Origin of the sequence: Romboutsia sp., assembly GCF_035470145.1 — a bacterium.
Taxonomy (GTDB): Bacteria; Bacillota; Clostridia; order Peptostreptococcales; family Peptostreptococcaceae; genus Romboutsia_D.
This window is the reverse complement of sequence record NZ_DATIRC010000183.1, coordinates 21,168-37,224: the sequence shown is the minus strand read 5'-3', so window position 1 is coordinate 37,224 and position 16,057 is coordinate 21,168. Positions and strand designations below refer to the sequence as shown.

At 26.3% G+C, this 16,057-nt stretch carries 16 protein-coding genes; all 16 read left to right on the top strand.

Annotation, left to right across the window (positions count from 1 at the left end; genetic code table 11):
• The coding region (locus VLM92_RS07760) for a PAS domain-containing sensor histidine kinase (protein ID WP_325275765.1) at positions 1-1,929 on the top strand (1,929 nt) is incomplete at its 5' end.
• 54 nt (positions 1,930-1,983) lie between these two features.
• On the top strand, positions 1,984-2,841 hold the full coding sequence (gene aroE, locus VLM92_RS07755; protein WP_325275764.1) for a shikimate dehydrogenase: 858 nt from the start codon (positions 1,984-1,986) through the stop codon (positions 2,839-2,841).
• Between the two features lie 61 nt (positions 2,842-2,902).
• Entirely contained in the window at positions 2,903-3,265 is a 363-nt protein-coding gene (locus VLM92_RS07750) for a hypothetical protein (protein ID WP_325275763.1), read from the top strand.
• 55 nt (positions 3,266-3,320) lie between these two features.
• Complete coding sequence (locus VLM92_RS07745) at positions 3,321-3,899, top strand: hypothetical protein (protein WP_325275762.1); 579 nt, start codon at positions 3,321-3,323, stop codon at positions 3,897-3,899.
• Between the two features lie 21 nt (positions 3,900-3,920).
• Positions 3,921-4,343 (top strand): hypothetical protein, encoded by a 423-nt coding sequence (locus tag VLM92_RS07740; protein ID WP_325275761.1) that lies wholly within the window; start codon positions 3,921-3,923, stop codon positions 4,341-4,343.
• Complete coding sequence (locus tag VLM92_RS07735; protein ID WP_325275760.1) at positions 4,333-4,857, top strand: hypothetical protein; 525 nt, start codon at positions 4,333-4,335, stop codon at positions 4,855-4,857. The genes VLM92_RS07740 and VLM92_RS07735 overlap by 11 nt, the downstream gene beginning before the upstream one ends.
• Positions 4,854-5,360 carry a shikimate kinase gene (locus tag VLM92_RS07730; RefSeq protein ID WP_325275759.1) on the top strand — a complete coding sequence of 169 codons (507 nt, stop codon included), beginning with the start codon at positions 4,854-4,856 and terminating at the stop codon, positions 5,358-5,360. Before VLM92_RS07735 ends, VLM92_RS07730 begins: the two co-directional genes overlap by 4 nt.
• Positions 5,361-5,413: 53 nt before the next feature.
• Positions 5,414-5,860, top strand: coding sequence for a type II 3-dehydroquinate dehydratase (gene aroQ, locus VLM92_RS07725; RefSeq protein ID WP_325275758.1), 447 nt, complete (start codon positions 5,414-5,416; stop codon positions 5,858-5,860).
• A 229-nt stretch (positions 5,861-6,089) separates the two neighbouring features.
• Complete coding sequence (efp, locus tag VLM92_RS07720; protein WP_325275757.1) at positions 6,090-6,647, top strand: elongation factor P; 558 nt, start codon at positions 6,090-6,092, stop codon at positions 6,645-6,647.
• Positions 6,648-6,733: 86 nt separating this feature from the next.
• The gene (locus VLM92_RS07715; protein WP_325275756.1) at positions 6,734-7,153 is read left to right on the top strand and encodes a CD1247 N-terminal domain-containing protein; all 420 of its coding nucleotides are present in this window, start codon (positions 6,734-6,736) and stop codon (positions 7,151-7,153) included.
• Between the two features lie 256 nt (positions 7,154-7,409).
• The gene (gene rnc, locus VLM92_RS07710) at positions 7,410-8,111 is read left to right on the top strand and encodes a ribonuclease III (protein WP_325275755.1); all 702 of its coding nucleotides are present in this window, start codon (positions 7,410-7,412) and stop codon (positions 8,109-8,111) included.
• A 33-nt stretch (positions 8,112-8,144) separates the two neighbouring features.
• On the top strand, positions 8,145-9,215 hold the full coding sequence (locus tag VLM92_RS07705) for an elongator complex protein 3 (RefSeq protein ID WP_325275754.1): 1,071 nt from the start codon (positions 8,145-8,147) through the stop codon (positions 9,213-9,215).
• A 26-nt stretch (positions 9,216-9,241) separates the two neighbouring features.
• Positions 9,242-12,796 carry a chromosome segregation protein SMC gene (gene smc, locus VLM92_RS07700; protein ID WP_325275753.1) on the top strand — a complete coding sequence of 1,185 codons (3,555 nt, stop codon included), beginning with the start codon at positions 9,242-9,244 and terminating at the stop codon, positions 12,794-12,796.
• A gap of 89 nt (positions 12,797-12,885) precedes the next feature.
• Positions 12,886-14,181: a signal recognition particle-docking protein FtsY gene (gene ftsY / locus VLM92_RS07695; protein ID WP_325275752.1), complete on the top strand. Its 1,296-nt coding sequence runs from the start codon at positions 12,886-12,888 to the stop codon at positions 14,179-14,181.
• 152 nt (positions 14,182-14,333) lie between these two features.
• The gene (gene ylxM / locus VLM92_RS07690; protein ID WP_325275751.1) at positions 14,334-14,702 is read left to right on the top strand and encodes a YlxM family DNA-binding protein; all 369 of its coding nucleotides are present in this window, start codon (positions 14,334-14,336) and stop codon (positions 14,700-14,702) included.
• Complete coding sequence (gene ffh / locus VLM92_RS07685) at positions 14,699-16,051, top strand: signal recognition particle protein (RefSeq protein WP_325275750.1); 1,353 nt, start codon at positions 14,699-14,701, stop codon at positions 16,049-16,051. The genes ylxM and ffh overlap by 4 nt, the downstream gene beginning before the upstream one ends.
• Positions 16,052-16,057 lie beyond the last annotated feature (6 nt).

Below are 16,057 nucleotides of genomic sequence, written 5' to 3'. Positions count from 1 at the left end.
ATATTTAAAATTAACATTATTGATGTGAAAAATAAAAATAAAAAAACAAAAAGTAAATTAAGTAGAAGTAATATAAAAATAAAGATTTATGATGAAAAACTAAAGCTTAATAAAAATATAACAAGCATGATAAATGAAAGTTTAGATAAGAAACAAAATATACTACAAACTATAGTAGGAGAGTATAATAGGTGTACATTCATAGTAGATAGTGAAGGATATATATTGAATGAGGATAATGGTTTTTCTAAAATGTGGAAGGAATATTCAGAGTGTAAGTATAAAATAATTTTAAATACTTTTTTAGAGAATAGCATAAAAAATGCAAATGATTTTATAAATAGTATAAATAAAGTAAAACAAAAAGGTATAGAAATACATGGAGAATTAGAGGGGAATGATGGTAAAATTTTAAAGTGTACCTATGCTCCTTTTACGATAAGTAATAAAAATATAGGTGTTATTTGTGCAATGGTTGATATTACCTATCAAAAAAATAGTGAAATAAAAATCAAAGAAAATAACACAAAATACAGAAAAATAGTAGATAATATACCATACTCTATATTGATAACAGATGCAAACAATATACTATATAATAATAATAAAAATGAAAAAATAGACTTTGATAAAAATGACATAAAAAATATTATAGTAGAGACATCTACCAGTGGAGAAATGTATTATACCTGTGAAAATGACAAAGAGATTTGCTTAAATATTGATAGAGTAAGCTTTGATGATGGAAAAAGTGAAAAAAATTTAGTCGTTGTAAGAGATATAACACATTATAAAAAACTATTAAAAGATGTAGAATATAGCAAAAAGAAATATGAATCTCTAGTAAATGTAATCCCAGAGGGAATATATATATCAAACTATGAAAATAGATTAATTAATTATTCAAATCAAGTATTTTCAGAGTTAATAGATATAAACAGTGTAGATGAAATTAAATCTGACCATATGAATGAAAATATGGTTATAAATTTAGGGAAAAATAATAATGTTAAGTTTACAAGAAAAGTTATAACAAATAAATATGGCCAAGAAGTTGATATTGAGTGTGGTTCTATGTTGATAGAAGTGAATAAAAGGCTTAAAATAATTGGAATTGTAAGAGATATAACAGAACAAGTAAAATCAGAAAATATAGAAAGAGAAATAGAAGTAAAGAAAAAAGAAAATAAAATAAAAACAGAATTCTTTGTAAATATGTCTCATGAACTAAAGACGCCATTAAATGTTATATCATCATCAAATCAATTATTAGAAGTAATGAATAAAGATTATATAAATAAAAATCCGGATAGTGAAATTTCTAAAACTGTAGAAATAGTAAAAAAACACACATATATGTTAATGGGATTAATTAATAATGTAATGGACTTAGCAAAATTAGAATCTCAATTCTATCAATCTAAAGCGGATTACTACAATATAGTTAGTGTTGTGGAAGATGTATGTGATGAATTTAATAAGTATGTAAAAGTAAATAATATAGAAATTTTATTTGATACAGATGAAGAAGAAAGAATAGCTAATGTGGATCCGAATGATATTGAAAAAATAGTTTTAACTTTATTATCTATGGTCATAAGATATTCATATCCAGATAGTATGATATGGGTTGATTTAAGTAGTGTTAAAGATAAAACTATAATAACTATTAAAAATGAAGGTGGATATAATTATAATAGATATATAAATGATCAGGAAAGAAGGAGTTTAGATATTGGTATAACTGTAGCGAAATTAATGATAGAGTTATACAAAGGTAACATAGACATAAATATAGGATCTAAAAAAGATATTAAAATAAACATAGAAATAGAAACTAATGGAGAAGTGAATAACTATAAAAAAAGGATAAAATCAAATGGAGATGATTTTATTTATACAGAATATCTAAGAATGTGCAATTTCTAACAATTAATGGTATAAATTAATAATAAAATGATAATAAAAAAGATAGGAGTATACATGAATATAAATTCGACAACTAAAATAATAGGTCTTTTAGGACATCCAGTTAAACATAGCTTTTCACCAAATATACATAATTATTTATTTGAAAAATATAGTCAAGATAATATTTACTGCTGTTTTGATGTAGAAGAAGAAAAAATAAAAGAAGGTATAGAAGGTATAAAATCACTAGGTATAAAAGGGTGTAATGTTACTATACCTCATAAAGTTAATATAATAACATATCTAGATAATATTGATAATAAGGCAAGGTTAATAGGCGCTGTAAATACTATAAAAAATGAAAATGGAATTTTGAATGGATATAATACAGATGGATTAGGGTTTGTAAAATCTATTTTAGACAAAGGCTATGATTTAAAAAACAAAAAAATAATGATAATAGGAGCGGGAGGCGCGTGTAGGAGTATAGCTATAGAATTAGCTTCAATAGATGTTTCATCGATAGATATTAGAAATAGAAGTATAAATAAAGCTAATGAAATAGTTGATATAATAAAGAATAATTTTAATACGAAAATTTTATGCTCGCCTAAATCTATAGATGAAAAAGATTTAAATAATATAGATATATTAATAAATACAACGCCGATAGGTATGGAAAGTGATTTATCTCCTGTTGATGAAAAATTAACCCCAAGTAAAAATATACTAGTATGTGATATAGTGTATAAACCTCATAATACTGCTCTTATAAAATGGGCTAAAAAAAATGGACTAGAAGTTATACATGGAATAGATATGCTTATAAATCAAGCATTACATGCATTTTATATATGGACTGGAATTAATCCTAGCAAAGACGATGAAGAACATATAAAAGACCTTTATAACAAAACTATTGAAAAATAAAAATTCGTTTTATTAATATTGGCTACGGTGAGCCTTTAAATTAATTATTGAGGAGAAACAATTGAAATTAAAAAAAGAAGGGTTTATAACAATTGAATGTATAATTAGTATATCTATAATCTGTATGGGTATACATATCATTTCAACTTGCTTATATAATAGCTATTGTTCTATAAATTATAATAAAGAACAATTTGAAATGCTAAATATAGCTAATTCAAAAATAGAAGAAACTAAATATAGCGTTAAAAACAATAGGTTATCAACATTAGAAAATAATTATACTATAGAAAATGAATATGGTTATACAGTAAATACAATTGTAGAGAAGGATAGATATTATTATCAATGTTATAAAGTAAATGTAGATGTATCAAATGGTAAAAATAATATAAAACTTAAAAGTTATGTATTACAACAATAAGGGATCCGTATTAGTAACTACATTGATAATATTTTCTATTATAGTAACAATGTCAATGACGTGTATAGGTTTACACTATAGTAATTCTAAAATTTTCAACCTAGAATACAAAGAAGTGAACATAAAAGAGATTGGTTATGGATCAATTGATATAGTGCATAGTAACATACTAAGAGAGGTTGAGTTTGTATTACAAAATACGTCTAATAAAGATGAATTTAATAATTATTTCTTAGGAAATAAATTTTTGAGCAATATAAAGGATGTATCAAAAAGTGAGCTAAATGGAGTTTTAGTAAATATACCAACTAAAATAAAAATAGATAATATAAATGGACTTTTAGAGTTTAATATTATCAGCACAGTAAGAGATGATATTTATATTAAAAAGTTTCAAGCTAGTGTTAAAATAAAAAATCCTTTTTTTAGCCAAGTAGTGACTAAAAAAGATGAAATTTCAGAAGGAAATATAAGTGATACAATACAAGTTCATCAGGGTAAGTTATATGAAAATGAAGGGAATTATAAACAAGAACATATTGAAAATTTAAATATATTACATAAAACTGAAAAACAAATAAGAGAATTTGATATAAATAAAATCGTTACAGTATATAACTATAAGGAGATATAAAATTATGAAAAGAGAAGGAATGTGACATTAGTAGAATTAGTCATAACAATAAGTATAATGCTATTAATATCAACGTTATGCTTTTCGAAAGATGATTTAAATAAACATCAAATAAATTCATTTACAAAACAACTTTGTTCAGATATAAGATATGTGAGAAAGTGTAATATGCTAGGGGATTTTAAAACGTATATATATTATAAAAAAAATCAAGAAATTAGTAGTTATGTTTTAAGATCTAAAGGAAATGATATGAAAGAAATCGAGTTACCTAGTGAAATAAACTTAGAATATGGAGAAAGTAAAATACGATTTAAAAGTGATGGATCTCCAGATCCAAAGGGACAAACTATAAAAGTTTACAATAATAAAATAAAAAAAGAAATAACAATAGTTCCTGTGAGTGGAAGAGTACTTTTGAAAGAAGGCAAGTATGAAACGTAGAGGTGGGTATTTACTTCTAGAAAGTATAATTTCAATATCAGTTATACTAATAATAATGTCTATATTATATTATTTATTATTTTTTAGTTATAATATTAAAACTAAATTTGAAGATAAAGTAGAATTACAACAACAAGCTAATGAAATTACTAAGTATATAGAAAATATTATAGGCAATTCTAAAGGTATAATTAGTATAGATTCAAAGTACTCAAACTATGAAGGTAATCTAATAAATGCAACATCTATAAAGTGTAAATATAAAAATGGAATAAAAGATAAAGAAATTAGCTTAAAGGAAGATTTAAATAAGCTTTTTATAAATACTCTTAATGATAATGGGACAGCTGAACGAGGAGGATATGAAATAGGAGATTATATAGATAATATATATGTATATATGTATGAAAATGGCAAGTTTATAAAGATAAAGTTAGAGTTATCAAAAAATGATGAAAAATTTGACACAGAGTTTAATATAAATATAAGGAATTTTAAGGGGGATAGTATGTGAGAATAATATTAATTGGATTTATGGGATCAGGAAAAACTGTAGTTGGCAAATCATTAGCAAATAAACTTAATATAAAATTTATAGATATGGATACTGAAATAGAAAAAAGAGAGAAAAAAACTATATCTAATATATTCAAAGAACATGGAGAAGATTATTTCAGAAAATTAGAAAGTAATTTATTAAAAGGCTTAGTAGAAGAAGATAATGTAGTAATCTCAACTGGTGGCGGCATAATCACAAGACAGGAAAATATAGATATATTAAAGAGAGAGAAAAAAGTTATTTTTTTAGATGCAAATGTACAAACCATACAAAAAAATGTATCTAAAGAAATAAATAAGCGCCCTTTACTTAAAGAAAGTAACAGTATATATGATACAATAAATAGTCTTTTAAGAAAAAGATATGATAAATATAATAGTATTTGTGACATGAAAATAAGTATAAATGATAAGAATATAAATGATGTAGTTAGTGAAATACTTGTTTACATTAGATAATATGTGATATTATATAATGGTAAAAGTTTGTAATCGAATAGTCGGGGGTATTTATGAAAATCATAGTAATTAATGGACCAAACTTAAATATGTTAGGTAAAAGAGAGAAAGACATATACGGTAAAAATACTTTAAATGATTTAGAGAAATATATTAAAGAAAAATTTAAAGGATTAGAAAATACTATAACTATAGATTTTTTTCAAAGTAATCATGAAGGATATATAATAGATAAAATACATGATGCTATGAAAAAATATGATGCAGTAGTTATAAACCCAGGTGCTTTTACTCATTATAGCTATGCTATTCATGATGCTATTAAAGCTATAGATATTGATGTAGTAGAAGTTCACATATCTAATATCCATCAAAGAGAAGAATTTAGGCAAAAAAGTGTTACAGCAAGTGCTTGTATAGGACAGATATCTGGATTTGGATTTGATAGCTATATACTTGGAATAAAAGCTTTAATAAATAGAAAAAATACTTTATACTAAGCTAAATTACATAAAGTATATTAATATAACTTGACAAGATTACAATAGGATATATAATTGAAAAAGGTATGGTGATAATAGATACATATAAGTAAATTGCAAATTTTATATAAGTATTTGTCTCAGATTAAAATTAACGTTTTGATTATAATATATAATAGAAATGATTTAGTCATGAGTATCGCCACAGAATAATAAAATAAAATTATTTTTATATGGAGGGACAAAAATGGTATCAGCAAGTGATTTTAGAAAAGGTATAACATTTGAAAAAGATGGACAACCATGTTTAATAGTTGATTTCCAACACGTTAAACCAGGGAAAGGTGCAGCGTTCGTAAGAACTAAATACAGAAACTTAAAAAGTGGAGCAATAAGAGAGGAAGCTTTTAACCCAAGTGATAAATTCCCTAAAGCTCATATAGATACAAGACAAATGCAGTACTTATATAATGATGGAGAACTATACTACTTCATGGATGAAGAAACATTTGATCAAGTACCTTTAGACTATGTTCAAGTTGAAGACGCTATAAAGTTCTTAAAAGAAAATGAAGTTGCTACAATAAGATTTTATCAAGGTCAAGCTTTCCAAGTTGAAGCTCCAAACTTTGCAGAATTAGAAGTTGTAGAAACAGAGCCAGGAATAAAAGGTGATACTGCAAGTAACGTAACTAAAGCAGCTACAGTTGAAACTGGAGCAGTTGTTCAAGTTCCTTTATTCATAAATCAAGGAGATAAAATAAAGATAGACACTAGAACTGGAGAATATTTATCAAGAGTTTAAGAATTTATGTATAAAAAGCTTGTATATCTTAATAATAAAGATGTACGGGCTTTTAATTTATATATAAAAGAAAGAGAGGGGTATTTATGAAATATTTATATGAAGAAGTTGCATACCTAAAAGGATTAGCTGAAGGACTAGAGATAAGCGCTGAAAGTAAGGAAGGGAAAATAATACATAAGATAGTAGATGTATTGGAAAGTTTTGCAGATGCAATAGTAGAACTAGATGAAGAACAAGCTGATTTAGCAGAATATGTAGAATCTATTGATGAAGACTTATCAGATGTAGAAGATGACATATATGAAGATGATGATGAAGAGGATGAGCTTAGTTTCATAGAAATGGAATGCCCAAATTGTGCAGATTTAGTAGAAGTAGATGAAGAACTATTATATGATGATGAAGTCGATGTAGTTTGTCCAAATTGTCAAGCGATTATATTATCAGCAGATGATGATGATTGTATGTGCATAGACTGTTGTGATGATTTAGATGAAAATTAAATAGATAATAAAGGCCTATGAGATATTAATCTCATAGGCCTTTCTATAACTAAATAATTTTAAGTAGTGTATGTAATAGAGTGCATATGAAATATTTTATAAACACATCGTCAAAGTCTCATATCGTTCACAATATGAGTAAAGCGAATTTTTGAGCAATAGTGTTGGCGATATGAGCGAAGCGAATTTTATTTTGCAATACTTCTAGAAAAATAGTACACTATAATCTAGAGATAATTAACTCGGAGGTAGTAGAATGAAAATAAACAAAAAAATATCAGATATTATAGATAAGTTTGAAAATATAATAGACTATAAATTTGAAAATAGAGAATACATATTGGAGGCGCTAACTCATAGCTCATATTCTAATGAAAATAAAGACTATGATTTTAATGAGAGATTAGAGTTTTTAGGTGACTCAGTTTTAAGTATAGTTGTAAGTGAGTATTTATTTAAAAAAGAGACTAACCTTCCTGAAGGAGAGTTAACTAAATTAAGAGCAAACATAGTATGTGAAGAATCATTAAGTGATGCGGCTAATGAAATAAATCTTGGTGAACATATGCTATTAGGTAAAGGTGAGGAAGCTACTGGAGGAAGACAAAGAATATCAATTCTTGCAGATGCATTTGAAGCGGTAATAGCAGCTATATATTTGGATGGTGGTTTAGAAAGCGCTAGAAAATTTATATTAAGTTATATGGAAAATATAATATGTGACTCTAGAAAAGGAAAAATATTTAGAGATTATAAAACGCATCTTCAAGAGGTACTACAAGGAAAAGGCGAAAGTAATATATGGTATAAACTAATGGAAGAAAAAGGTCCAGATCATAATAAGAGATTTGTTATGCAAGTTGGTATAAATGAAAAAGTATTAGGTGTGGGAGAAGGTAAAAGCAAAAAGGAAGCGGAACAATTAGCTGCAAAAGTGGCGCTAAAAGATATCGTATAGACTAAATAAAGATTATCAAAAGGATGATGTTAAATGAAAAAAAGAATAATTCCAATATTCGTACCTCATAAAGGATGTCCGCATGATTGCATTTTTTGTAATCAAAAGAAAATTACAGGTGTAAGTACAGATATGACAAGTAATGATGTAAGAAATATTGTTGAAGAATATTTAACTACAATAGATAAGGACGCACAAGTAGAAATTGCATTTTTTGGAGGAAGTTTTACAGCAATAGATGTAGAGATACAAAAAAGTCTATTATCTGTAGCAAAAGAATATATAGATAAAGGTGTTGTTCATGATATTAGAATGTCTACAAGACCTGATTGTATAAATCAAGAAATACTTTCTATGCTAAAGGAATATAAGGTTAGTATAATTGAATTAGGGGTACAATCACTTGATGAGGATGTGTTAAGGGAGAGTATAAGAGGACATCATGCAAATGAAGTATTTGTAAGCTCTAGGTTGATAAAAGAAAATAAAATACAATTAGGACTTCAAATGATGGTTGGATTACCATCGGATACAGAAGAAAAGTGTATAAGTACAGCTAAAAAATTTATAGAATTAAATCCAAATTGCGTAAGAATATATCCTACATTAGTAGTTAAAGAAACTGGTTTGGAAGACTTACTAAGAAGAAAGAAATACAATCCATTTTCACTAGGAGAAAGTATACAAATAGTAAAGAAACTTTTAGCTTTATTTTATGTTAATAATATCAATGTAATAAGAGTAGGCCTGCAAGCTACAGATGATATACAATTAGGAAAAGCAGTAGTTGATGGGCCATATCATCCAGCATTTAGAGAGTTAGTTGAAGGTGAGATGATAAAGGACTATTTAAAAAATATTGTTATAGAAAATAAAGTTACAAGTAGTATTATAGTAAAAACAAATAAAAAGAATGTATCTAAAATAATAGGAAATAAAAAGTGTAATAGTCTTTATATGAAAAATGAGTTAAGTGTAAATTTAAAAACACAAGAAGAACATATTGATATAGATAAATTAGAAATTGTATTAGATAATGATAAAATAATTAAGACAGATTTTAAAGATATCTATGCAAGTTTATATGACATTTACAACCTTTAGTTTTAGCATTGAAGGGAGAGATAAAATTGTATTTAAAAAGATTAGAATTAAAAGGGTTTAAATCCTTTCCTACAAAAACAGATATAGTATTTAAAGAAGGGATAACAGCTATAGTAGGGCCTAATGGTAGTGGTAAAAGTAATATATCAGATGCTATCAGATGGGTTCTAGGGGAGCAAAGTATAAAAAGTCTTAGAGGAGACAAACTTGAAGATGTAATATTTGCAGGAACTGATACTAAAAAACCAATGAATTATTGTGAAGTTGCTCTTACAATAGATAATTCAGATAATAAGTTAGATTTAGACTTTAATGAAGTTACGATAAAAAGAAGAGCATATAGAAATGGAGAAAGTGCCTTTTTCTTAAATAATAAAAGCTGCAGACTTAAAGATATAAAAGAAATACTATTAGATACAGGGATTGGTAAAGATGGGTATTCAATTATAGAGCAAGGAAAAGTTGACGAGATACTTAGCAATAATCCTGTAAATAGAAGAAAAGTATTTGATGAAGCTTGTGGTATATCTAAATTTAGATATAAAAAGCAAGAAGCTGAGAGAAATCTAAAAAACACAAAGGAAAACTTAGAGAGAATAAATGATATTTATGTTGAAATTGAAAATCAACTAAAGCCTCTTTTTAATCAACAGCAAAAAGCTAAAAGATATATAGAAATTAGTGATAAGTTAAAAAATATAGAAGTTAATAGTTATATAAGAGAAATAGAAGAATTAGAAAGAGAATTAGATGAGGTAAATAAACATAGTAAATTATTAGAAAATCAGTCTAAGGAAATAGAAAAACAAAAATCACTTATAGAAAAAAGTTTTAATAGTACAAATAAAGAAATAGAAGATATGAATGAAAGTATTAATAAAGCTCAAGATTATATAAATAGTATTAAATCTGTAATATCTCAAAAGGACGCTCAAGTAAATATCATAAATGAAAGAATAAAAAATCATAAAAACGAAACAGAAAGAAATTATAAAGAATTAAGTGAAATAAAAGAAAAATTAAGAAATAATGAAGAAAGTACAAATGATTTAAAATTAAAAAAAGTAGAAAATGAAGAAAAGTTAAATGTTTTAGAAGAAAAGATAAGTGAATTAGATGAATTAAATAGCAATAAAAAAGATAAAATTAAAGATATAAATAACCATGTAGAAAGTTTAAAAGATGACATAATAAACCTTTTGAATAAAAAGCAAGAAGCTAGTAGTAAATTATCTACTCTTACTGCTAATATGGAAAACATAAATTCTAGAACAGAAAATATAGATTTAGATATAAAAGAAATAAATAATGAAATAAACAAAAAAACTATTGACCTAAATAAAGATAAGTCTAGATTTGAAGATAAAAAAGAACAATTAATTAAGTTAAAGATTAAAGAAAGTGAAATAAATAAAAACTTAAACGATTTAACTACAATAAACAATGAATTAGATAGAAAGCTTCAGAATAATAAATATAGTTTAAATGATTACAATTCTAAGGTTAGTATTTATATTGAAATGGAAAATCATAATGAAGGTTTTAATAAAGGTGTAAAAGAAGTTCTTAAAAATAAGAACTTACAAGGTATACACGGAGCATTAGGACAGGTTATAGGTGTAAATGCTGAATATGAAAAGGCTATAGAATCAGCACTTGGTGCATACATGCAAAATATAATTACTAGTGATGAAAGTAGTGCTAAGATTGCTATTAACTATTTAAAGAAAAATAACTTAGGAAGAGTAACCTTCTTACCTCTAAATATTATTAAATCTAATAAAATAGATGTAAGAAACATTAGAAGTAACGCTAAATTTATAGGTGTGGCAAGTGATTTATTATCCTATGATGAAAAGTATAGAAACATAATTGAAAATATACTTGGAAGAACTATAGTAATAGATAGTATAGATAATGGTATTAAGTTTGCAAAGGAAACAGGTCATAAATATAAAGTTGTTACGTTAGATGGAGAGATATTAAATCCAGGAGGTTCTTTAACTGGAGGAAGTTTTAGGACTAATGGAAATATATTATCTAGAAAAAGACTTATAAATGAATACTCTGAAAAAATTAAGAAAGTTAAACAAGAAATTGAATTACTAATAAATAAAAAAGAAGAATGTAATAAAAATATGCTTGTGACACGAGATAGCATAGATCAATTAGACAAAAATATAAAAGAGATTGATAAAACTGTAATAATTGAAAACTCTTATATAAATAGAGTAGAAGCTGAGATAAAATCTCTACAAATGAGTATTAGTAAGTTAGAGAATGAAAAACAAGGTTTAGATTCTAATTTAAAATATACGATAGAAAAAACCAATACAGTTAAAAAAAATATACTAGAAATTGATAACAAATATAATCAAAATAAAGAAAAAATAGAAAAATTAACTATAGAGTTTAAAGAATCAAGTGGATCATATGAAAGTGATAAGCTAAAATATGATGAATTAAACCTAGAATTAGTAAAATATAAGCAAATATATGGAAATATATTAACAGACTTAAAAAGAATTGATAAAGAAAATGTAGAGTTAAAAGAAAAGGTAAATAACATACAAGAGACTTTGAAAATTCAGAAGGTAGAAACTTCTAAGTTAGAAGAAGAAATAGTTATAGAAGAAACAGAAAAAGTAAGTTTAAACAAACAGTTAGGAGATAATTATAGAAACTTAGAACATAAAAAAGTTTCTAAAGAAAGTTTGAAGCAAAACATAGAAGACTTAAATAGAGACTTAAAAACTACAGATAGACAGTATTTAGACTTAAAAGAAAGTTTATTTAAAGTTCAAGGAAAGTTAGAAAGATTTAAATCAACTCAAGAAACTTATATTAATAAACTTTTCGAAAAATATGAAATGACAGTAGTACAAGCTATGGAGATTAAGGATGATACTATAAACATAGATAAAAAGTTATTAGAAGGTTTAAAAAGAGAAATAAGAAGTCTCGGTAATGTAAATATGGATTCTATAAAAGAATATGAAGAAGTAAAAGAAAGATATGATTTTTATAGTGAACAAAAACAAGACTTAGAACAATCTATAGAAGCTATAGAAAAACTTATATCAGATTTAGAAGAAAATATGAAATCTGAATTTAATGTTAAATTTAAAGAAATAAATGAAAACTTTAAATATGTGTATAAAAGATTATTTGGTGGTGGTTACGGAGAACTTACTATCATAGACAAGCAAAATATCCTAGAAAGTGATATTGAAATAACAGCTCAACCACCAGGAAAAAAAATGAAAAACTTAAATCTTTTATCAGGAGGAGAGAAAGCTCTTACAGCAATAAGTATACTTTTCTCAATACTATTAGCTAAGCCAACTCCATTTTGTATATTAGATGAAATAGAAGCTCCGCTAGATGATGCAAATATATTTAGATTTGGAGAATTCTTAAAAGAATTATCTAAAGATACTCAATTTATATCTGTAACTCATAGAAGAGGTCCTATGGAAGCTTCGGACTATATATATGGTGTAACTATGCAAGAAAAAGCAATATCTAAAATTTTAAGTTTAAAGTTAAACGAAGCAGAAGAAATGACAGACATAATTTAAATTTACTTAGCAAGCAATAAAAATTTTCTGCTTGCTAAGTAATTACATAATTAAAAATAAATATAACATTGCATTTGGGAGGTAAATAAGTGTTTAAAAAATTATTTAAATTAGGTAAGAAAAAAGAAGAAAATAAAGAAGAAGCAAAAGTAAATGAATTTGAAAATAATGAAGATGATACTCAAAGCAAAGAAGAAAATAGGATAGATGAAGTTAAAGAAGTTGAATCTGGAAAAGAAAATATAGTTTTAGATAACAATACAATAGAAAAGATTAACAAGGAACTAATAGTAGAAGAAAAAAATGAAGAGGCTATAGAGGAAGTAATTATAACAGAAGATATAGAAGTTGAAAATATGGTTGAACCAACTGAAAAAGAAGAAATTAAAATCGAAGAAGTAAAAGAAGAATATACTAATGAAGATATATTTGAACCAGAAGTAAAGGGAGAAGAAACACAACAAGAAAAGAAAGTTAGTTTATTTGATAGATTAAAGCAAGGACTAACAAAAGCTAAACAAGGAATAACAGATAGAATAGATGATGTATTAAAATCATATACAAAGGTAGACGAAGAATTATTAGAAGAATTAGAAGAGATACTAATAACTGCAGATGTTGGTGTAAATACTACTATGAATATAATAGAGCAACTTAGAAATAAGATAAAACAAAAAGGTATTACAGACCCAATGGATGTTAGAGTAGAGCTTAAGAATATAGTAGAAGAAATATTAACAAATGATAATTCAACATTAAATATAGAACATTCTCCTACTATAATACTTATGGTAGGTGTAAATGGAGTTGGAAAAACAACTACAATAGGTAAGTTAGCAAATAGATATAAACAAGAAGGTAAAAAAGTATTACTAGCAGCAGGTGATACATTTAGGGCAGCAGCTATAGAGCAGTTAGAAGTATGGGCTCAAAGAAGTAATGTTGATATAATAAAACATCAAGAAGGAGCAGATCCAGGAGCAGTAGTATTTGATGCTGTTAAAGCTGCTAAGGCTAGAAATGTAGATTTATTAATTTGTGATACTGCAGGTAGGTTACATAATAAAGCTAATCTTATGAATGAACTTGGAAAAGTATTCAAAATAGTAGATAGAGAATTCCCTGAAGCGAAAAGAGAAGTACTATTAGTAGTAGATGCAACAACTGGTCAAAATGCAGTAGTTCAAGCTAAAACATTTAAGGAAGTAGCAGATATAACTGGTATAGTTTTAACTAAGCTTGATGGTACTGCAAAAGGTGGAGTAGTTCTTGCTGTTAAGAGTGAAGTTGATGTTCCTGTAAAACTTATAGGAGTGGGAGAAAAAGTAGAAGATTTACAAGATTTTGATGCAAAAGCATTTTCTGATGCTTTATTTGGGAATTAATTAGCCTTTTTAAGTAAAATGTTAACAATACACTATAAAATAAACTAGAAATAAATTAAAAAAATTCTGTATTGACAAGATGACCTATATAATATAAAATACAATGTGTAAAGTAATTAACCTTTACAGTATATCGCTGGGAAGTGTAAGAGATGAATATAGAAAAAATGGTTGAGATTGGGTTATTATTTGAACAATATAAAGAATTATTGACTGATAAGCAAAAAGAAATAGTTTCATTATATTATGAAGAAGATTATTCTTTAGGTGAAATCAGTGAAAATTTAAATGTATCTAGGCAAGGTGTTTATGATACGTTGAAACGTTCAGAGAAAATACTAAAAGATTATGAGAATAAATTGAAATTAGTATATAAACTTCAAGAACAGGAAAAAATCGTCAAAATTATAGTAGATAAAATTGTTGACATTAAACAAGATTTATTGCAAAATAGAGATTGTGCTAATTTAATCCCTAAGCTAGAAAATATAGAAGATGTATGTAGGGAGATGTTAAAATGATATTTGAAGGATTATCTGATAAACTACAAGGAGCACTTGGTAAGTTAAAATCTAAAGGAAAACTTACTGAAAAAGATGTAAAAGATGCTATGAGAGAAGTTAAACTTGCTCTTTTAGAAGCAGATGTTAACTTTAAAGTAGTTAAAGATTTTATAAAAAAAGTTCAAGAAAGATGTGTTGGACAAGAAGTTATGGAAAGTTTAACTCCTGCACAACACGTAATTAAAATAGTAAATGAAGAACTTACAAGCTTAATGGGTGATGTATCTAGTAAAGTAATGATATCTTCTAAGCCACCAACAGTAATAATGATGGTCGGACTTCAAGGAGCAGGAAAGACTACAACATCTGGTAAACTTGGAGGGTACTTTAAAAAACAAGGAAAAAGACCTTTACTTGTTGCATGTGATATTTATAGACCAGCGGCTATAAAGCAGTTACAAGTTGTTGGAGAAAAATTAGATATACCAGTATTTAACATGGGCGATAAGGAAAGTCCAATAAATATAGCGAAAGCAGGATTAAGTCATGCTTTAAAAAATAACAATGACTTAGTTATTATAGATACAGCAGGTAGACTTCACATAGATGAAACTTTAATGGATGAATTAAAATCAATTAAAAGTGAAGTTAAACCTCATGAAATACTTTTAGTTGTAGACTCTATGACAGGTCAAGATGCAGTAAATGTAGCAGAAAGCTTTAATGAAACTCTTGGTGTAGATGGAGTAGTATTAACTAAACTAGATGGAGATACTAGAGGTGGAGCAGCACTTTCAATAAGAGCTGTAACACAAAAGCCTATAAAGTTTATAGGTATGGGAGAAAAATTAGATGATTTAGAACTTTTCCACCCAGATAGAATGGCATCTAGAATATTAGGAATGGGAGATATCCTAAGTCTAATAGAAAAAGCACAAGAAAGTATGGATTTGGATAAAGCTAGGGAGTTAGAACAAAAAATCAAAAAACAAGATCTTGATTTTGAAGACTTCTTACAACAAATGGAACAAATTCAAAATATGGGGCCTCTTGATAAAATACTAGGAATGATGCCAGGTATGGGAAATATAAAAGACCAACTTGGTGATGTAGACTTAAATGGTAAAGAAATGAAAAGAACAAAAGCCATTGTACAGTCTATGACAGTAGAAGAAAGAAGAAACCCAAGCATATTAAATGCTTCTAGGAAGAAAAGAATAGCTAGAGGTAGTGGAACTAGTGTCCAAGATGTAAACAGGCTGATAAAACAATTCAACGAAATGAAGAAAATGATGAAGATGTTTACAGGCTCACAAAAAAGTATGAAGAAAAGGGGCGGTTTTGCCGGACTTCCTTTCTTTAAATAAATAATA